The sequence below is a fragment of the Burkholderia mayonis genome, from assembly GCF_001523745.2.
Taxonomy (GTDB): domain Bacteria; phylum Pseudomonadota; class Gammaproteobacteria; order Burkholderiales; family Burkholderiaceae; genus Burkholderia; species Burkholderia mayonis.
Genome location: NZ_CP013386.1, coordinates 672,817 through 692,407 on the forward strand (window position 1 = coordinate 672,817; position 19,591 = coordinate 692,407).

A 19,591-nucleotide genomic window follows, 5' to 3' on the forward strand; every position below is an offset into this window, starting at 1 on the left:
AACTATATATTCCGTATTCATAGGTCATAGCGTTTCGTTATCGATTGTCTTGCTGCGCTGCGAGATTGCGAGCATGTAGTTTTTCTACTAAACTCGCGCCGTTCGTCCGCCGAGTCGGACGTCCCCACGATTCCAGCTTGCCGGCCTCGCCCGGCTCATGTGAGGAGCGCCCAGCATGGCCACGCTGCACCCCACTCTTGCGTCCGTCACCGAGCGCGTGATCGCGCGCAGCCGACCGACCCGCCAAGCCTATCTCGCTCGCATCGACGCCGCGCAAGGCCGGTTTCCGGCGCGCGGCGCGCTGTCGTGCGCGAACCTCGCGCACGGCTTCGCGGGCCTCGAGGGCAGCGACAAGTTCGCGATCAAGGCGATCCGCGAGCCGAACATCGGCATCGTGTCGGCGTACAACGAGATGCTGTCCGCGCACGCGCCGTACCAGACCTTCCCCGACATCATCAAGGCGGCCGCGCGCGAGCGCGGCGGCGTCGCGCAATTCGCGGGCGGTGTGCCGGCGATGTGCGACGGCGTCACGCAGGGCAATCCGGGGATGGAGCTGTCGCTCTTCTCGCGCGAAGTGATCGCGATGAGCACGGCGGTCGCGCTCACGCACAACATGTTCGATGCGGCCCTTTGTCTCGGCATCTGCGACAAGATCGTGCCGGGCCTCTTGATCGGCGCGCTGCAGTTCGGCCATCTGCCGACGATCTTCGTGCCGGCGGGCCCGATGACGAGCGGCCTGTCGAACGACGACAAGGCGAAGATCCGCCAGCAGTTCGCGACCGGCCAGGTCGGCCGCGACGCGCTGCTCGAAGCGGAATCGGCCGCGTATCACGGCCACGGCACCTGCACGTTCTACGGCACCGCGAACAGCAACCAGATGCTGATGGAAGTGATGGGGCTGCATTTGCCGAGCGCGGCGTTCGTCCATCCGCACACGCCGCTGCGCGACGCGCTGACGGCCGAGGCCGCGCGCCGCGTGCTCGAGCTCACGGTCGAGCGCGGCAACTACACGCCGATCGGCCACGTGATCGACGAGAAGGCGATCGTCAACGGGATCGTCGCGCTGCTCGCGACGGGCGGCTCGACGAACCACACGCTGCACCTCGTGGCGATCGCGCGCGCGGCGGGCATCCTGATCGACTGGGACGACTTCGACGCGCTGTCGGCCGCGGTGCCGCTTCTCGCGAAGATCTATCCGAACGGCAAGGCAGACGTGAATCACTTCCACGCGGCGGGCGGCATCGCGTTCCTCGTGCGCAACCTGCTCGAAGGCGGCTTGCTGCACGACGACGTGACGACCGTCGCGGGCAAGGGCCTTGCGCACTACACGAACGAGCCGCGCCTGATCGACGGCAAGCTGACGTGGGTGCCGGGCGTCGACGCGAGCGCCGACGACAAGGTGCTGCGGCCGATCACCGCGCCGTTCCAGCCGGACGGCGGGCTGCGCCTGATGCAGGGGCGTCTCGGCCGCGGCGTGATCAAGATTTCGGCGGTCGCGCCCGAGCACCGCCAGGTGAAGGCTCCGGCGATCGTGTTCGATTCGCAGGAAGCGGTGCAGGCCGCGTTCGACGCGGGCGAATTGACGCGCGATTTCGTCGCGGTGGTGCGCTTCCAGGGCGCGCGTGCGAACGGGATGCCGGAGCTGCATCGGCTTACGCCGCTGCTCGGCGTGCTGCAGGACGAGGGCTACCGCGTCGCGCTCGTGACGGACGGCCGGATGTCCGGCGCGTCGGGCAAGGTGCCGGCCGTGATCCACGTGTCGCCCGAGGCGCTCTTGAGCGGCCCGCTCGGCAAGGTACAAACGGGCGATACGATCGTGATCGACGCGCAAGCCGGCGTGCTCGACGTCGAGATCGACGACGCGCAGTGGGCGGCGCGCGCGGTCGCGCAGCCCGCGCATCAGGCGGAAAACGAAGTCGGCTTCGGCCGCGAGTTGTTCGGCGTGTTCCGCGCGGCGGCCGCGCCGGCGGAACAGGGCGCGTCGGTGTTCGGCGCGTTGGTGGGCGAAGCGGCTCACGTCACCGTATAAGCGAAAAGGAGTCGCATTGATGAAGACGATTAGCGAGATCGTGAAGCTGGGCCCGGTGATTCCGGTGCTCGCGTTCGATTCGGCCGAACAGGGCGAACAAGTGTCGCGCGCGCTCCACGCGGGCGGCGTGAAGGTGCTCGAGATCACGCTGCGCACGGCAGCCGGCCTCGAAGCGATCCGGCGCGCGAGCGAGCTTGCCGACGACATCGTCGTCGGCGTCGGCACGATCACGAAGCCCGAGCAGTGCGCGTTCGCGAAGCAGGCGGGCGCGAAGTTCGGCGTGTCGCCAGGCCTCACGAGGGAGATGCACCAGGCGGCCGTCGACGCCGGGCTGCCGCTGTTGCCCGGCGTGATGACGCCGACCGACATCATCGTCGCGCTCGAGCTCGGCTACGAGATCGTCAAGTTCTTCCCCGCGCAGCAGGCGGGTGGCGTGCCGATGCTGCAGGCGTTTCACGGCCCGTTCCCGACGCTCAAGTTCTGCCCGACGGGCGGCATCACCGCCGAGACCGCGCCCAACTTCCTGAAGCTGCCGAATGTCGTGTGCGTCGGCGGCTCGTGGCTGACGCCGAAGGCGGCGCTCGCCGCGCAGGACTGGGCGGAGGTCACGCGCCTCGCGCAGGCCGCAAGCAGCCTCGCACGCTGAACGCAATCGAGTGGGCGCGCGCGGAAACCCTCGAATGAAACAATCGATCTGGTTGTTTTTCGAGGGTTTTTGCTTATGGAACCGGTTCTATCGCAGCCCGTTAAACAAAAGTAAAATTCAGCGTCCTGACGGGCGGGCGACCGCCTCGTTTCGGAGACCTGCATAGCCGGACGGCGGCTCGCCGCGTCCGGCCCGATAATCCCAAGGAGGAGTGCTACATGGGGGCTGTCCAAGGCAGCATGCTGCTGATTTACACCGTGATCGCGATCGCGGTGCTGATCCTGATGATCGCGCGCTACAAGGTCTATCCGTTCCTCGTGCTCATCATCGTGTCGCTCGGTCTCGGCCTCGTGGTCGGCATGCCGATGGACAAGATCGTGAAATCGTTCGAAGCGGGGACGGGCGGCACGCTCGGCCATATCGCGATCGTCGTCGGTCTCGGCACGATGCTCGGCAAGATGATGGCCGAGTCGGGCGGCGCCGAACGGATCGCGACCACGCTGATCGACTGGTTCGGCGAGAAGAACATTCATTGGGCGATGATGTTCGTCGCGATCATCGTCGGCCTGCCGGTCTTCTTCGAAGTCGGCTTCGTGCTGCTGATCCCGATCGCGTTCAACGTCGCGAAGCGCACCGGCAAGTCGCTCCTCGTCGTCGGCCTGCCGATGGTCGCGGGCCTGTCCGTCGTGCACGGCCTGATTCCGCCGCACCCGGCGGCGCTCCTCGCCGTCCAGCAATACGGCGCCGACATCGGCAAGACGATCGCGTACGGCCTCATCGTCGGCGTGCCGACCGCGATCGTCGCCGGTCCGCTCTTCGCGCTCACGATCTCGAAATTCGTGAAGCTGCCGGAAAACAACCCGCTCGCCGCGCAATTCGTCGAGACGCGCGCGCCGGGCGAGCAGCGCGAGCTGCCGGGCTTCGGCATCACGCTGTTCACGATCCTGCTGCCCGTCGCGCTGATGCTCGTCGGCAGCTGGGCCGATCTCGTCTTCGCGCCGAAGTCGCTGCCGAACAATCTGCTGCGCTTCGCCGGCAACTCGGACGTCGCGCTCCTGATCGCCGTGCTCGTGAGCTTCTTCACGTTCGGCAAGCTGCAGGGATTCAAGCGCGACCAGATCCAGAAGTTCTGCGGCGAATGCCTCGCGCCGATCGCGGGCATCACGCTGATCGTCGGCGCAGGCGGCGGCTTTGGCGGTATCCTGCGCGACAGCGGCATCTCGCAGCAGATCGTCGCGACCGCGACGCACGCGAACCTGTCGCCGCTCCTGCTCGGCTGGTTCGTCGCGGCGCTGATCCGTCTCGCGACGGGCTCGGCCACCGTCGCGATGACGACTGCCTGCGGCATCGTCGCGCCGATCGCGGCGGCGTCGGGCGTCACGGTCAAGCCGGAGCTGCTGGTGCTCGCGACGGGGTCGGGGTCGCTGATCTTCTCGCACGTGAACGATGGCGGCTTCTGGCTCATCAAGGAATATTTCGGGATGACCGTGGGCCAGACGTTCAAGACCTGGACGCTGCTCGAAACGATCATCTCGCTGCTCGGCCTGACGTTTACGCTGGTGCTGAGCGCGGTTCTGTAACAAGGGGTAGGCAATGATTCTGATCGCAATGGGCGTGTCGGGCGCGGGCAAGTCGCGGATCGGCGAGATGCTCGCGGAACGCCTGTCGTGCAGCTATACCGACGGCGACGCGTTTCACAGCGCCGCCAACAAGCAAAAGATGCACCACGGGATTCCGCTCACCGACGAGGACCGCTGGCCGTGGCTCCAGTCGATTCGCGACGCCATCGAGGCGAAGCAGCGCGCGGGCGAGACGGCCGTGTTCACGTGCTCGTCGCTCAAGCGCGCGTATCGCGACATCCTGCGCGGCAACGATCGCGACGTGCGTTTCGTCTACCTGAAGGGTTCGTTCGACATGCTGCGCGAGCGGCTGAAGTCGCGCACCGGACATTTCTTCGATCCGTCGCTGCTGCAAAGCCAGCTCGACACGCTCGAGGAACCGGGCCCGGACGAAGCGATCGAGGTCGGCATCGAGCTTACGCCCGACGAGATCGTCGAGCGCGTGACGAGCCAGCTCGGCGGCGAGCGGCAACAACAGCAACAACAGCAACAACAGCAACAACAGCAACAACAGCAACAACAGCAACAACAGCAACAACAGCAACAACAGCAACAACAGCAACAACAGCAACAACAGCAACAACAGCAACAACAGCAACAACAGCAACAACAGCAGCAGTGACGGCGTGCGGCCGCATCGTGGCCGGTCGCTGCAGCCCGCGCCAAAAAGAAAGGCGCCCCGCGGGGCGCCTTTTTCATCGCGTCGTCGACGCGCGTGACGCGTTATGCGATGCGCTTCGCGAGCTCGACCGCCTTGCCGACGTACGACGCGGGCGTCATCGCGAGCAGGCGCTCCTTCGCGTCCTGCGGAATCGCGAGCGTGCCGATGAACTGCTGCAGCGCGTCGCGCGTAATGCCCTTGCCGCGCGTCAGTTCCTTCAACTGCTCGTACGGGTTCTCGATGCCGAAGCGGCGCATCACCGTCTGCACCGGTTCGGCGAGCACTTCCCAGCAGTTGTCGAGGTCTTCGTTCAGGCGCTGCGGGTTCACCTCGAGCTTGTCGAGGCCGCGAATCAGCGAATCATATGCGAGCAGCGAATAGCCGAGCGCGACGCCCATGTTGCGCAGCACCGTCGAATCGGTGAGGTCGCGCTGCCAGCGCGACACCGGCAGCTTGTCGGCGAGGTGGCGCAGCGTCGCGTTCGCGAGGCCGAGGTTGCCTTCCGAATTCTCGAAGTCGATCGGGTTGACCTTGTGCGGCATCGTCGACGAGCCGATTTCGCCCGCCTTCGTCTTCTGCTTGAAGTAGCCGACCGAGATATAGCCCCAGACGTCGCGGTCGAGGTCGAGCAGGATCGTGTTCGCGCGCGAGACGGCGTCGAACAGCTCGGCCATGTAGTCGTGCGGCTCGATCTGAATCGTGTACGGATTGAACGTGAGCTTCAGGCGATTCTCGATCACGTCGCGCGAGAACGCTTCCCAGTCGAACTCCGGATACGCGGACAGGTGCGCGTTGAAGTTGCCGACCGCGCCGTTCATCTTGCCGAGGATCTCGACCTTCTCGATCCGCTCGATCGCGCGCGCGAGACGCGCGGCGACGTTCGCGATTTCCTTGCCGAGCGTCGTCGGGCTGGCCGGCTGGCCGTGCGTGCGCGACAGCATCGGCTGCTCGGCGTGCGCGTGCGCGAGCGCGACGAGGCGGCCTTGCACCGTGCGCAGCGCGGGCAGGATCACGTGCTGGCGCGCGCCGGCGAGCATCATCCCGTGCGACGTGTTGTTGATGTCTTCCGACGTGCACGCGAAGTGGATGAATTCGCTCGCTTTCTCTAGCTCGACCTGGCCCTTGACGGATTCCTTCAGCCAGTACTCGACGGCTTTCACGTCGTGATTCGTCACGCGCTCGATTTCCTTGATGCGCGCGGCGTCGTGCGCGGTGAAGCGCTCGACGAGTTGCAGCAGGAACTGCTCGGCGGCTTCCGAGAAGCGCGGCACTTCGGCGAAGCCGGCGCGCGACAGCGCGATCAGCCAGTGCACCTCGACGGTGACGCGGTGGCGCATGAAGGCGGCCTCGGAGAGCCAGTCGCGCAGCGCTTCGGTCTTGCTGGCGTAGCGGCCGTCGATGGGCGAGAGCGCGGTGAGGGCGAAAAGGGTATCGGGACGGGTGTCGGACATGATCGGGCTTAGGCTCGCGGCCGCGGTTCAAACGTGAAGGGGAGAACCGCGAATTTTACCATCGGCGCGCGGCCGCCCGGCCGCCGCGCGCCGTCATCGAAAAAGCTCAGTCGCCGACGCGTGCCGCGCCGCCGATCGGCATCCCGGTTCCGGCCGCCGGCTCGGCGGCCGCTGCGAGCTCGGGCGACGCCCAGCGCAGCCACTGCGCGCGCAGCATGACGAGCGCGACGAGCGCGCAGGTCGACAGCGCGCCGAACGTCGCGAAGCCGAGCTGATAGCTGCCCGTGCTTTCCTTCGCGATGCCCATCACGACGGGCAGATAGAAGCCGCCGACGCCGCCCGCCGCGCCGACGATGCCGGACAGCAGGCCCGTCTTGCCTTTCCAGCGGTGTGGGACGAGCTGGAACGTCGAGCCGTTGCCGAGGCCGAACGCGATGTACAGGCACACGAGGAGCGCGATTCCGCCCGCGAGCGGCGGCATCACGGCCGCGAACGCGAAGTCGGCGGCGGCGATCGCCGCGAGGATGACCATCAGCGCGCGCACGCCGGTGATGCGGTCGGCGAGGTGGCCGCCTAACGGGCGTACGATCGCGCCCAGGAACGCGAGCAGCGACATGAAGAGGCCCGCTTCGATCTTCGGCATCTGGTAGAGCGTCGTGAGGAGCAGCGTCACGTACGACGACATCCCGACGAAGCCGCCGAACGTGATGCTGTAGATCAGCATGATGACCCACGTGTCGCGCTCGGCGAGCACCGCGCGGTAGCGGCCGGGCAGCACGGCGATCGCGAGGAGCGCGCCCATCACGGGGAGCAGCAGCACGCCCGTCTTGCCCGCGCCGAACACGCCTTCGTGCACGGCGAGCACGAGTGCGATCAGCCCGACGAGCGTGAGCCCGAATGCGCCGAACGCGCGCTTCGCGCTGCCCGATTTCTCGCCGCGGTCGTCGGCCCACGCGAAGAGCGCAAAGCCGGCGATCGCGAGGAGGGGCAGCGCGGCCGCCGTCGAGAACTTCCAGCCGAGCGCGGCCGCGATGTGCGGGAACATGAAGCCGTCGAGCACCGCGCCGATGTTGCCTGCCGCGGCGAGGCCGAGCACGAGGCCCTGCACCTTCGGCGGATAGCTGCTGCCCGCCATCGGCAGCGCGACCGCGAAGCTCGCGCCGCCGATCCCGAGGAACACGCCGAGCACGAGGAGCAGCGTGTACGACGGCGTGCCGGGCAGGAACGGCAGCACGACGGCGGGCAGGGCGGACAGCAGCACGCCCATCAGCGAGATGCGCCGGCCGTCGGCGGACTGATACAGGTTGCCGAGCGTGACGCGCAGGATGGCCGCCGCGAGCACTGGCACCGCGACGAGAAAGCCCTGTTGCGCGGCCGTCATCGTGATGTCCTTGCTGATGAACGGCGCGAGCGGGCCGTACAGCACCCAGACGGTGAAGCCCGTATCGAAGTAGAGGAAGCACGCCAGAAGCGAGCGCCAGTTGCCGCTCCGGAGGGAGGTGCGCAAAGTATCCATCGGTGAAGCCTCGCGTATGCCGGTCGACGGCGGGTGGTGGAAAGGGGCGAAAAGCCGTTTCGCGATGCGCGAAACAGGCCGACACGCTGTTCCGCAAGCTTTATGCCAATGAAATGCATGTTTCCATCCAAATGGCGCGATCGCTTGCCGGGCAAGGCTCGCGGTAAAAGCGGCGAAGCCGGGAGGCGGGCTGCCGTACGCAAGGGCGCCGCGCTCGCGCGCACCGGCGGCAGGCGCGCGCGATGGCCCGCGGCACCGCGCCTGTGCGCGCGGCGCGGCGTTGGTGCGGTGCAGTGCGGTGCGGAAAGTGTGAAGAATCAGGAACGTGGCGATGCGGCCGCGCGGCGCCGGGTCGCTCGCTGGAGCGAATGGCGCCGCCGGTTTCGACCTGCGAGCGCCGCACGCCCGCGCATGGAGCGGCCGACGCCCCCGGCCGTTAAAATGCGTGCTTCTTTCCCGCACCCGCTTCCCGCAGCAAAGGCACGCATGGAACTCAAATGGCTCGAAGACTTCGTGTCGCTCGCGGAAACGCGCAGCTTCAGCCGCTCGGCCGAGCTGCGGCACGTGTCGCAACCCGCGTTTTCGCGCCGGATACAGGCGCTCGAAGCGTGGCTCGCGACGGAGCTGATCGATCGTTCGGTTTATCCGACCCGCCTCACGCAGGCGGGCCAGGTGTTCTACGAGCAGGCGCTCGTGATGCTGTCGCAGGCGCACGAGGCGCGCACGCTGCTGCGCGGCCACGTCGGCGCGCCGGTGCCGACGATCGAATTCGCGGTGCCGCACACGCTGTCGCTCACGTACTTTCCGCGCTGGCTGCAGCGGATCGAGGCGAAGATGGGGCAGGTCCACACGCGGCTGCGCGCGCTGAACGTGCACGACGCGGTGCTGTCGCTCGTCGAGGGCGGCTGCGATCTCGTGATGGGCTATCACCATCCGAGCCATCCCGTCGCGCTCGATCCGGCCCGCTACGACATGCTGACGCTCGGCGCCGAGCCGATCAGCCCGTTCTCGGCGCCCGGCCGCGGCGGCCGCGCGCGCTATTCGCTGCCCGGCGCGGCCGACGCGCCCGTGCCGTATCTGTCGTACACGCCGAACGCGTATCTCGGCCGGATGACCGAGGTGATCATCGCGAACGCTCGTGCACCGCTCTATCTCGACAAGGTCTACGAGACCGACATGGCCGAGGCGCTGAAGGCGATGGCGCTCGCCGGCCACGGCGTCGCGTTCCTGCCGCACAGCGCGGTCGAGGACGCGGTCGCGGGCGGGCGCCTCGTCCGGCTCGGCCGCGCGGCGAAGGGCGGCGCGGAGCCGTTCACGCTGACGATGGAAATCCGGCTCTATCGCGACAAGCTCGCCGTACAGGGCGACGAGCCGCGCCAGAAGCTCGTGCGCGAGCTCTGGGACGTGGTGCGCGAGGAGCTCGGCGCGGCCTGACGAGGCCGCGGCGCGAGCCGGCGCGCGGATTGGACCGCTTCGCACGGCCGGTGCGGCGCGCACTTCGCACCCGCTCGGCGCGTGCGCGTGATGGCGCGTACGAAAGTTGCGCCGACGAATCGCATCGGGATTGCCGCCGTTCGAACGGCGAACGCACGGTTTTTCGCGCAAAAGCCCGATCATGCACGAAACGCATAATCGAATAAGCAAACGGCATTGGATTTCGAAATTCGCTTTTTCGACAATGTGCGCATTCTTCGACCGTTGGAGATTCCATGTCTTCGCAATCGCAGTCTCCGTCCGCTGTGCAATCCATTCCGTCTTACCTGCACGCAGACGATCTCGGCCCCTGGGGCAACTATCTGCAGCAAGTCGACCGCGTCGCGCCGTATCTCGGCTCGCTGTCGCGGTGGCTCGAAACGCTGAAGCGCCCGAAGCGCATCCTGATCGTCGACGTGCCGATCGAGCTCGACAACGGCACCGTCGCGCACTTCGAGGGCTATCGCGTCCAGCACAACGTGTCGCGGGGCCCGGGCAAGGGCGGCGTGCGCTATCACCAGGACGTGACGCTCTCCGAGGTCATGGCGCTGTCCGCGTGGATGTCGGTGAAGAATGCTGCCGTGAACGTGCCGTACGGCGGCGCGAAGGGCGGCATCCGCGTCGACCCGCGCAAGCTGTCGCGCGGCGAGCTCGAGCGCGTCACGCGCCGCTACACGAGCGAAATCGGCATCATCATCGGCCCGAACACCGATATTCCCGCGCCTGACGTCAACACCAACGAACAGGTGATGGCGTGGATGATGGACACGTACTCGATGAACCAGGGCCAGACCGCGACGGGCGTCGTGACCGGCAAGCCGATTTCCCTCGGCGGTTCGCTCGGCCGCAAGGAAGCGACGGGGCGCGGCGTGTTCGTCGTCGGCTGCGAAGCCGCGAAGAAGAAGGGTGTCGAGGTCGAAGGCGCGCGCATCGCGGTGCAAGGCTTCGGCAACGTCGGCGGGATCGCCGCGCGCCTGTTCCAGGAAGCGGGCGCGAAGGTGATCGTGGTTCAGGATCACACGGGCACGATCTACCGGCCGGCGGGCGTCGATACGGTGAAGCTGCTCGAGCACGTCGCGAACACGGGCGGCGTCGCCGGTTTCGAAGGCGCGGAACCGATGCCGAACGACGAGTTCTGGACGGTCGAGACCGAGATCCTGATCCCGGCCGCGCTCGAAAACCAGATCACCGAGAAGAACGCGTCGAAGATCCGCACGAAGATCATCGTCGAAGGCGCGAACGGCCCGACGACGACGGCCGCGGACGACATCCTGAACGCGAACGGCGTGCTCGTGATTCCCGACGTGATCGCGAACGCGGGCGGCGTGACCGTGTCGTACTTCGAGTGGGTGCAGGACTTCTCGAGCTTCTTCTGGACGGAAGACGAGATCAACCATCGTCTCGAGCGCGTGATGCGCGAAGCGTTCGCCGGCGTGTGGGCGGTCGCGGAAGAGCACAAGGTGTCGGTGCGTACCGCGGCGTTCATCGTTGCGTGCAAGCGTATCCTGATGGCGCGCGAAATGCGCGGCCTGTACCCCTGATCGATCGGTTTCGGTCGATCGACGGCGCGGCTCGACGAACCGCGCCGTGATTTATCCGCGGGCGGCACCGGATCCGGTGCCGCCCGCGTGCGCATGCGGACGCGGCACGCGTTCGGCGATGCGCGCGCCACCCGGTCAAAAGTGTGGTTAACAACCATTACTTTCATAAAAATTACTTTGCTAAACTGGCGCGGGTTTTCGCCAAGGAGATGACAACGATGAAATTCCCGAAAGCAATGCTGATGGTCGCGGCGCTGAGCACGTTTGCCGGCGGCGCCATCGCTCAAGAAACGGGCACGCTGAAGAAAATCAAGGACACGGGCGTGATCGCGCTGGGGCACCGCGAATCGTCGATTCCGTTCTCGTACTATGACCAGAACCAGCAGGTCGTCGGCTACTCGCGCGACTTCCAGATGAAGGTCGTCGATGCGGTCAAGAAGAAGCTGAATCTGCCGAACCTGCAGGTGAAGAACATTCCGGTGACGTCGCAAAACCGCATTCCGCTCGTGCAGAACGGCACGGTCGACATCGAGTGCGGCTCGACGACGAACAACCTCGATCGCCAGAAGCAGGCGGCGTTCTCGAACACGATCTTCGTGATCGGCACGCGCCTGATGACGAAGAAGGATTCGGGCGTCAAGGACTTTGCCGACCTGAAGGGCAAGACCGTCGTGACGACGGCGGGCACGACGTCCGAGCGTCTGCTGCGCGAGATGAACAACAAGAATCAGATGGGGATGAACATCATCAGCGCGAAGGATCACGGCGATTCGTTCCAGACGCTCGAGACGGGCCGTGCGGTCGCGTTCATGATGGACGACGCGCTGCTCGCGGGCGAGCGCGCGAAGGCGAAGCAGCCGGGCGAATGGGTGATCGTCGGCAAGCCGCAATCGCAGGAGGCGTACGGCTGCATGATGCGCAAGGACGATCCGGCGTTCAAGAAGGTCGTCGACGACGCGATCACCCAGGTCGAGAAGTCGGGCGAAGCGGCGAAGATCTACTCGAAGTGGTTCGAGAATCCGATTCCGCCGAAGGGCCTGAATCTGAACTTCCCGCTCTCCGACGAGATGAAGAAGCTCTACGCGAACCCGAACGACAAGGCGCTCGACTGAGCGCGCGGCGGTTCGAGCTAACAAGCGCTGACGAAACGGAAGAGGCACGGCTTCTTCCGTTTCTTTTTGTTGGAGTCTGGCTATGTCTTACCACTGGAACTGGGGCATCTTCCTGAGCCCCGTTTCGACGGGCGAACCGACGACCTATCTCGGCTGGCTGATGTCGGGATTCTGGGTGACGGTCAAGGTGTCGCTCGTCGCGTGGCTGATCGCGCTCGTCGTCGGTTCGCTGTTCGGCGTGCTGCGCACCGTCCCGAACAAGTGGCTCTCGGCGATCGGCACAGTCTACGTATCGATCTTCCGCAACATCCCGCTCATCGTGCAGTTCTTCGTCTGGTACCTCGTCGTACCCGAATTGCTGCCCGTGTCGATCGGCACCTGGATCAAGCAGCTGCCGCCCGGCACGCAGTTCTTCACGGCGTCGATCGTCTGTCTCGGCCTCTTCACCGGCGCGCGCGTCTGCGAGCAGGTGCGCTCCGGCATCAACGCGCTGCCGAAGGGCCAGCGCGCCGCCGGCCTCGCGATGGGCTTCACGCAATGGCAGACGTATCGCTACGTGCTGCTGCCGGTCGCCTACCGGATCATCGTGCCGCCGCTCACGTCGGAATTCCTGAACATCTTCAAGAACTCGGCGGTCGCGTCGACGATCGGCCTGCTCGACCTGTCCGCGCAGGCGCGCCAGCTCGTCGACTACACCGCGCAGACCTACGAGTCGTTCATCGCCGTCACGCTTGCGTACGTGCTCATCAACCTCGTCGTCATGTCGTTCATGCGCTGGGTCGAGAGCAAGTCCCGGCTGCCCGGCTACATCGGAGGCAAGTGATGCATCAGTTCGACTGGAGTAGTATTCCCGGCGCGCTGCCGACGCTCTGGACCGGCGCGATCATCACGCTGCAGATCACGCTGCTCGCGATCGTGGTCGGGATCGTCTGGGGCACGCTGCTTGCGCTGATGCGGCTGTCGGGCGTCAAGCCGCTCGCGTGGTTCGCGCAGGGCTACGTGACCGTGTTCCGCTCGATCCCGCTCGTGATGGTGCTCTTGTGGTTCTTCCTGATCGTGCCGCAGGTGCTGCAGGGCGTGCTCGGCCTGTCGCCGACGATCGACATCCGGCTCGCATCGGCGATGGTCGCGTTCTCGCTGTTCGAGGCCGCGTATTATTCGGAGATCATTCGGGCCGGCATTCAGTCGGTGCCGCGCGGGCAGGTCAATGCGTCGTTCGCGCTCGGCATGAACTACGCGCAGGCGATGCGCCTCGTGATCCTGCCGCAGGCGTTTCGCGCGATGGTGCCGCTGTTGCTCACGCAGGCGATCGTGCTGTTCCAGGACACGTCGCTCGTCTACGTGATCAGCCTGGCGGACTTCTTCCGCACGGCCGCGAACATCGGCGATCGCGACGGCACGAGCGTCGAGATGATCCTGTTCGCGGGCGCATGCTATTTCGTCGTGTGCTCGGTCGCATCCGCGTTGGTCAAAGGTCTCCAGAAAAAGGTCACAAGATGATTTCCATTAAGAACGTGTCGAAGTGGTACGGCCAGTTCCAGGTGCTGACCAACTGCACGACGGAAGTGAATAAAGGTGAAGTGGTGGTCGTGTGTGGGCCGTCGGGCTCGGGCAAGTCGACGCTGATCAAGACGGTCAACGGCCTCGAGCCGTTCCAGGAAGGCGAGATTCTCGTCAATGGGCAGTCGGTCGGCGACAAGAAGACGAACCTGTCGAAGCTGCGCTCGAAGGTCGGGATGGTGTTTCAGCACTTCGAACTGTTTCCGCACCTGTCGATCACCGAGAACCTGACGCTCGCGCAGATCAAGGTGCTCGGCCGCAGCAAGGACGAGGCGACCGAGAAGGGATTGAAGCTGCTCGATCGCGTCGGGCTGAAGGCGCATGCGCACAAGTATCCAGGGCAGTTGTCGGGCGGCCAGCAGCAGCGCGTCGCGATCGCGCGCGCGTTGTCGATGGATCCGATCGCGATGCTGTTCGACGAGCCGACGTCGGCGCTCGATCCGGAGATGATCAACGAGGTGCTCGACGTGATGGTCGAGCTCGCGAAGGAAGGCATGACGATGATGGTCGTCACGCACGAGATGGGCTTCGCGAAGAAGGTCGCCCATCGCGTGATCTTCATGGACCAGGGCTTGATCGTCGAGGACGACCGCAAGGAAGACTTCTTTGCGAATCCGAAGTCGGATCGCGCGAAGGACTTTCTGGCGAAGATCCTGCATTGATTGCTTGGGCGGCGGTGCGGCGCACGTGAGCCGCCGCCGCGTCGCTCGCGATGCGAAGGCCGTCCGGCGAGAGCCGGGCGGCTTTTTTGTTGACTGGATGGCGGTGCGTGGCCGAGCTGAATCGGCGGGCCGGTCTTGCTGTGGTTTGAGCGGAATGATCTTTATGTGGCGGCGGGCGGCGGAGCAAGAGGTGGAGCAGGGAGGCGCATGCGGCGTAGTTGGCGTGTTCGGCTTGCCATCGCCATCGCCATCGCCATCGCCATCGCCATCGACGCGACATTTCGCGTGCGAGATAAGAGGGAGTTGGCAGTCGCTTCGCAGCCTTCATTCGAACGAACGCGCGCCGCGCGCCGTCGCGCTACGCTCAGCAACGCGGATGTGCGACGGCCGCCGCTTGCAAGTCGGCATCATGACATCGCATTCGTGTTGCGCGCGTCGCTCGACACGCCGCCGCGTGCGGCAACCCGGACGGTTTCAACAGCGCATGCGCCGCCGCTGACGTGTCCAATCGAGCGATGTGGAATCAGAAATCGACCGGATCGTCGCCGAGATCGCCGCCCGCCGCGAGCGCGGCCGTATGGCGCGGCGCCGACGCCGACGCGTCCAGCTCCGGATTCCTGAGCTTGTCGAGCACGGCCTCCGGCACCGGGATGCGCATCGTCGCCGCGACGTCGCCGCACTGGAACATCACGAGTTCGCCCGGCTCGAGCGCGGTCCACACTTCGTCGTCGGTGAGGGGCTGCGTCGCGATCACCGCGACGCGGTCTTCCGGCGTCGTGTATTTCGCGAAATCGATCGAGATGTCCTCGTCGATCAGGTGCGCGGTCGAGAACGGCCAGCGCCGCACGAGGTAATGCAGGCGTGTCGAGCAGTGCGCGAACAGCGCCTGCCCGTTCGACATCAGGAAGTTGAAGACACCGTGTCGCGTGATGTCGCGCGTGAGCTCGCCGACCTGCTCGAACAACTCGGGCAGCGGCGGCTGCGCGCCGGGGAACGCGTCACGCAGCCCCTGCATCAGCTTGCAGAACGCCTTCTCGCTGTCGGTCGTGCCAACCGGCTGATAGACGCCGCCTTCGAGATCGGGCGCGTAGCCCTGAAGATCGCCGTTGTGCGCGAAGATCCAGTGGCGGCCCCACAGCTCGCGCATGAACGGATGGCAATTCTCGAGCAGGATGTGCCCCTGCGTCGCCTTGCGGATGTGCGCGATCGTGTTCTTCGACTTGATCGGGTAGCGCTTGACCATCTCGGCGATGGGCGACGTCGCGGACGACTGCTGGTCGATGAAGAGGCGGCACGCCTTGTCCTCGAAGAACGCGATGCCCCAGCCGTCGGCATGGTGGTCGGTGAGCCCGCCGCGGGCCGCAAAGCCCGTAAACGAGAACGTCACGTCCGTCGGCTCGGCGCAGTTCATTCCGAAGAGTTGGCACATATCGCGGGTGCGGCTGGGGCTGGCGAGGAGTACACCGGACGGAACCGGTACAATGTTGGCTTCAAGCATATCACCGAGCCCAAAGCGGCAAAAGGCGAAAACCGCGCGCAAGCGGTTCCGTGTTGCGGTTTGCCGTCAATCGGCGCCGCGCGCGGCCGGCGCGTCGCGCATCGCCCGTCGCCGCGCGCCATTCCCACGACATCATGAATGCTCCTGCTCCCGCCACGCTGACCCTCGCACGCCCCGACGACTGGCACTTGCACGTGCGCGACGGCGCGATGCTCGCGGCCGTCCTGCCGCACACCGCCCGCCAGTTCGGGCGCGCGATTATCATGCCGAACCTGAAGCCGCCTGTCACGACGACCGCGCAGGCGCAGGCGTACCGCGAGCGCATCCTGGCCGCGCTGCCGGCCGGCATGACGTTCGAGCCGCTGATGACGCTGTACCTGACCGACAACACGCCCGCCGACGAGATCCGCCGCGCGCGCGAAAGCGGCTTCGTGCACGGCGTGAAGCTGTATCCGGCGGGCGCGACGACGAACTCGGACGCCGGCGTGACCGATCTGCTCGGCAAATGCGCGAAGACGCTTGAGGCGATGCAGGAAGTCGGGATGCCGCTCCTCGTGCACGGCGAGGTGACGGACGCGTCGATCGACCTGTTCGATCGCGAAAAGGTGTTCATCGACCGCGTAATGGAACCGCTGCGCCGCGCGCTGCCGGGGCTCAAGGTAGTGTTCGAGCACATTACGACGAAGGACGCGGCCGACTACGTGCGCGACGCCGACGCGGCGCCCGGCCTCCTCGGCGCGACGATCACCGCGCATCATCTGCTGTACAACCGCAACGCGATGTTTGTTGGCGGGATCCGGCCGCATTACTACTGCCTGCCGGTGCTGAAGCGCGAGACGCACCGGGTCGCGCTCATTGCCGCGGCGACGTCGGGCAATCCGCGCTTCTTCCTCGGCACCGACAGCGCGCCGCACGTGAAGGGCGCGAAAGAGGCCGCGTGCGGCTGCGCGGGCTGCTATACGGCGCTGCACGCGCTCGAGCTGTATGCGGAGGCGTTCGACCAGGCGGGCGCGCTCGACAAGCTCGAAGGCTTCGCGAGCTTCTTCGGCGCGGATTTCTATGGGTTGCCGCGCGGCGGCGAGATGGTGACGCTGCGCCGCGAGACGTGGGAGTTGCCGCGCGAGATCGGCGCGGGCGACGCGTCTGTCGTGCCGCTGCGCGGCGGCGAGCCGATCGGCTGGCGGCTTACCTGACGCGCGGAGCGCGGCGGTCGGCACGGTTGCCGCGCTCGGCGGATTCGGTGTGAGCGAGATGGGCGATACGGACGGCATGAATGATGCGGACCTGCCGGCCGGCGCGTGTGGCGCGGCGGGCCTGCCGCGTTCGGGCGAGACGAGCGCCGCCGGCCGCGCTAGCGATGCGCGCGGCGCCGGCGAGCTGCCGGTTGCGGATCGCCCGGCCGCCGCGGGCGGCACGGAAAGCGCGGGCGAATCGCGCGCTTCGGGCGACCGAGGCGCGCCGGATTCGGTCCCCACGTGCTCCGTTTTCGAACGAATCGACTGGTCCGCGCCGTGGCTCGCGCCGTTCGCCGCGCGCGGCAGGCGATGGACGCAGGCTGCACAGCGAGGCGAGGCGGCGTGGCTGCGCATGTTGAACGACGACGCGCAAGCCGAGCGCATCGCGACGGGCCGCTGCCTGCCGCTGCGCTTCATCGAACAGGCGGCGCTGCCGGCGGGCGTCGCGTACGAGACGCACATCGCCGAGACGGGCGCCGTCCCGACCCGCCACAACCTGCACGACCTCTTCAACGCGCTCGTCTGGTTCGCGTATCCGCGCATCAAGGCGACGCTCAACGCGCACCAGGCCGCGGCGATCGACGCGACGGGCGTCGGCCCCGTGCGCGGTGCTGTCCGCGACGCGCTCACGCTGTTCGACGAGAACGCGGCGCTTTTCGCGACATCGAATCCGGCGCTCGCGGCTGCGCTGCGCGGGTTCGACTGGCCGACGCTGATGTGCGCGTCGCGCGCCGCATGGGGGGCGGGCTGCGAAGCGCGGATCGTCGGCCATGCGCTGCTCGAAAAGCTCGTCGATCCATACAAGGGCTGCACCGCGCACGCGTGGATCGTCGACGCGCCGGCCGCATATTTCGAGTGGGCCGATGCCGAGCGTTGCGCGTGGCTCGACGAACGTGTCGCGGCGGCGCTCGCCGGGGCCGAGCCGACGAGCCGCGCGTTCGCGCCGTTGCCGGTGCTCGGCATACCGGGCTGGTGGCCTGCGAACGAGTCGCCGTCGTTCTACGACGATCCGCAGGTGTTCCGCAGCGGCCGCCGCTCCCGCGCCGGCTGAGGCGAAGGACGCTGATCGGTCGTCCAATCAAGCGGTCAGCCGATCATTTGCAAGCGACAAGCGACAAGCGACAAGCGACAAGCGACAAGCGCTACCGCAAAACAGCGAGTCCCGAGCGACCGCCGCCCCACGGTGCTAAAATCCCGCTCGCAAAGCAGGCCAGGCAGTCGCGGCCTTTGCGGTTCGCCGCGAAGGGCGAGGAAAGTCCGGACTCCGACAGGGCAGGGTGATGGCTAACGGCCATCCGTGGCGACACGCGGAACAGGGCAACAGAAAGCAAACCGCCGATGGCCCGGCGCAAGCCGGGATCAGGTAAGGGTGAAACGGTGCGGTAAGAGCGCACCGCGGCTGCGGCGACGCAGACCGGCACGGTAACCTCCACCCGGAGCAATTCCAAGTAGGCAGACGCGCATCCTCGGATGCAGGGCGGTGCCCCCGCCTCGTCTGCGGGTAGGAAGCTTGAGCGCGTCAGCAATGGCGCGCCTAGAGGAATGGCTGCCACGGGCCACGTGTCTTCGGGCGCGCGGCGCGCACAGAATCCGGCTTATCGGCCCGCTTTGCCGCACGATGACGAAAGGCCTGCGCCGCATGCGGCGCAGGCCTTTTCCTTTCGGGCCCTGCATGGCCTCGCGCTCGCGCCGCGAGCGGCGCGTTACGCGGCGACGATTTCGAACGAGTGCGACAGCTCAGCCGTCTTCGCGATCATGATCGACGCCGAGCAGTATTTGTCGTGCGACAGATTGATCGCACGCTCGACGGTCGCGGGATTCAGGTTGCGGCCCGTCACCGTGAAATGGAAGTGGACCTTCGTGAATACCTTCGGGTCTTCGCTCGCGCGCTCCGCCTGCAGCGTCACCGAGCAGCCCGTCACTTCCTGGCGGCTCTTCTTGAGGATCAGCACGACGTCATAGGCCGTGCAGCCGCCCGTGCCGACGAGGACCATCTCCATCGGACGCGGCGCGAGATTGTGTCCGCCGCCTTCGGGCGCGCCGTCCATCGTGACGAGGTGGCCGCTGCCCGTTTGGGCGGCGAATGCCATGCCATCCTGCCCCATCCAGCTTACTTTGCATTCCATGCACGAGCTCCAGCGTTGCTTGATTCAATTGTGAACCGGCATTGTAGCCCCGCCCGAAACAGTCGGCTGATGCGCTGCAAGACAGTGAAAGGCGGTGTCCGGCGGAGCTTCGCATGTGATCCCGACAGCACCGAATGCCCTCCGATCTTTAGGGGTTTTGCTCTAGACGAAAAAAGTGTCACCTCATAGAAGTTAGCATATCTTATTGATTATAAAGTGGAAATTTATGTTGGGAGATGTCTGGTAATTTTCCGTATTATGAGAATGAATTTCTCCATGCGGTTTTTCTTGTGCTGACGAGACCGGGTTCGTATAATGGCAATCATTGGTTGTCGCGCTGCGGCAACCTCCGCATGTCTCCTCCACCCTCCTCCTTTGGTGGATTAAGCCTGAACCAGCGGTTCGGGCTTTTTTTCGTCCAATGCAAGTTTCGGCGGCCTCTCGCCAGCGGTTTCGCGCCCG

General features: G+C 66.1%; 15 protein-coding genes, 1 other RNA gene and 1 pseudogene. 13 read left to right on the plus strand and 4 right to left on the minus strand.

The window, feature by feature from the left end:
* Nucleotides 1-175: 175 nt before the first annotated feature.
* From edd to WS70_RS03480, 4 genes and pseudogenes are all read left to right on the plus strand, one after another.
* Nucleotides 176-2,029: a phosphogluconate dehydratase gene (edd, locus tag WS70_RS03465; protein ID WP_059470757.1), complete on the plus strand. Its 1,854-nt coding sequence runs from the start codon at nt 176-178 to the stop codon at nt 2,027-2,029.
* A 19-nt stretch (nt 2,030-2,048) separates the two neighbouring features.
* Nucleotides 2,049-2,675 carry a bifunctional 4-hydroxy-2-oxoglutarate aldolase/2-dehydro-3-deoxy-phosphogluconate aldolase gene (eda, locus tag WS70_RS03470; RefSeq protein ID WP_059470758.1) on the plus strand — a complete coding sequence of 209 codons (627 nt, stop codon included), beginning with the start codon at nt 2,049-2,051 and terminating at the stop codon, nt 2,673-2,675.
* A 218-nt stretch (nt 2,676-2,893) separates the two neighbouring features.
* Nucleotides 2,894-4,255 (plus strand): GntP family permease, encoded by a 1,362-nt coding sequence (locus tag WS70_RS03475; protein ID WP_059470759.1) that lies wholly within the window; start codon nt 2,894-2,896, stop codon nt 4,253-4,255.
* A gap of 13 nt (nt 4,256-4,268) precedes the next feature.
* A pseudogene (locus WS70_RS03480) lies at nt 4,269-4,784 on the plus strand (gluconokinase); the annotation flags it as partial.
* A gap of 233 nt (nt 4,785-5,017) precedes the next feature.
* Here the strand turns inward: WS70_RS03480 and purB are convergent.
* Nucleotides 5,018-6,406 carry an adenylosuccinate lyase gene (gene purB, locus WS70_RS03485; RefSeq protein ID WP_059596342.1) on the minus strand — a complete coding sequence of 463 codons (1,389 nt, stop codon included), beginning with the start codon at nt 6,404-6,406 and terminating at the stop codon, nt 5,018-5,020.
* A 106-nt stretch (nt 6,407-6,512) separates the two neighbouring features.
* On the minus strand, nt 6,513-7,922 hold the full coding sequence (locus WS70_RS03490; RefSeq protein ID WP_059470762.1) for an MFS transporter: 1,410 nt from the start codon (nt 7,920-7,922) through the stop codon (nt 6,513-6,515).
* Between the two features lie 486 nt (nt 7,923-8,408).
* On the opposite strand from WS70_RS03490, the gene WS70_RS03495 reads away from it, so the two are divergent.
* From WS70_RS03495 to WS70_RS03520, 6 genes are all read left to right on the plus strand, one after another.
* Complete coding sequence (locus WS70_RS03495) at nt 8,409-9,356, plus strand: LysR substrate-binding domain-containing protein (RefSeq protein WP_059470763.1); 948 nt, start codon at nt 8,409-8,411, stop codon at nt 9,354-9,356.
* Between the two features lie 275 nt (nt 9,357-9,631).
* Nucleotides 9,632-10,936, plus strand: a complete 1,305-nt coding sequence (locus tag WS70_RS03500; protein WP_059470764.1) for a Glu/Leu/Phe/Val family dehydrogenase — start codon at nt 9,632-9,634, stop codon at nt 10,934-10,936.
* Nucleotides 10,937-11,154: 218 nt separating this feature from the next.
* Nucleotides 11,155-12,048: a glutamate/aspartate ABC transporter substrate-binding protein gene (locus tag WS70_RS03505; protein ID WP_059596401.1), complete on the plus strand. Its 894-nt coding sequence runs from the start codon at nt 11,155-11,157 to the stop codon at nt 12,046-12,048.
* Nucleotides 12,049-12,130: 82 nt separating this feature from the next.
* Complete coding sequence (locus WS70_RS03510; RefSeq protein WP_059470765.1) at nt 12,131-12,871, plus strand: amino acid ABC transporter permease; 741 nt, start codon at nt 12,131-12,133, stop codon at nt 12,869-12,871.
* Nucleotides 12,871-13,548 (plus strand): glutamate/aspartate ABC transporter permease GltK, encoded by a 678-nt coding sequence (gltK, locus tag WS70_RS03515; protein WP_059470766.1) that lies wholly within the window; start codon nt 12,871-12,873, stop codon nt 13,546-13,548. The genes WS70_RS03510 and gltK overlap by 1 nt, the downstream gene beginning before the upstream one ends.
* On the plus strand, nt 13,545-14,270 hold the full coding sequence (locus WS70_RS03520) for an amino acid ABC transporter ATP-binding protein (protein WP_059596343.1): 726 nt from the start codon (nt 13,545-13,547) through the stop codon (nt 14,268-14,270). The genes gltK and WS70_RS03520 overlap by 4 nt, the downstream gene beginning before the upstream one ends.
* Before the next feature lie 523 nt (nt 14,271-14,793).
* Here the strand turns inward: WS70_RS03520 and WS70_RS03525 are convergent.
* Nucleotides 14,794-15,699 carry a class II glutamine amidotransferase gene (locus WS70_RS03525; protein WP_059470768.1) on the minus strand — a complete coding sequence of 302 codons (906 nt, stop codon included), beginning with the start codon at nt 15,697-15,699 and terminating at the stop codon, nt 14,794-14,796.
* A gap of 203 nt (nt 15,700-15,902) precedes the next feature.
* Between WS70_RS03525 and pyrC the strand changes: the two genes are divergently transcribed.
* From pyrC to rnpB, 3 genes are all read left to right on the plus strand, one after another.
* A complete protein-coding gene (pyrC, locus tag WS70_RS03535; RefSeq protein ID WP_059470897.1) occupies nt 15,903-16,961 on the plus strand; it encodes a dihydroorotase in 1,059 nt (352 codons plus the stop codon).
* Between the two features lie 49 nt (nt 16,962-17,010).
* On the plus strand, nt 17,011-18,054 hold the full coding sequence (locus WS70_RS03540; RefSeq protein ID WP_418230144.1) for a DUF3025 domain-containing protein: 1,044 nt from the start codon (nt 17,011-17,013) through the stop codon (nt 18,052-18,054).
* A 151-nt stretch (nt 18,055-18,205) separates the two neighbouring features.
* An RNA gene (rnpB, locus tag WS70_RS03545) (RNase P RNA component class A) lies at nt 18,206-18,617 on the plus strand.
* An 89-nt stretch (nt 18,618-18,706) separates the two neighbouring features.
* On the opposite strand, the gene WS70_RS03550 is transcribed toward rnpB, so the two are convergent.
* Entirely contained in the window at nt 18,707-19,129 is a 423-nt protein-coding gene (locus tag WS70_RS03550) for an OsmC family protein (RefSeq protein WP_059470769.1), read from the minus strand.
* Nucleotides 19,130-19,591: the final 462 nt, after the last annotated feature.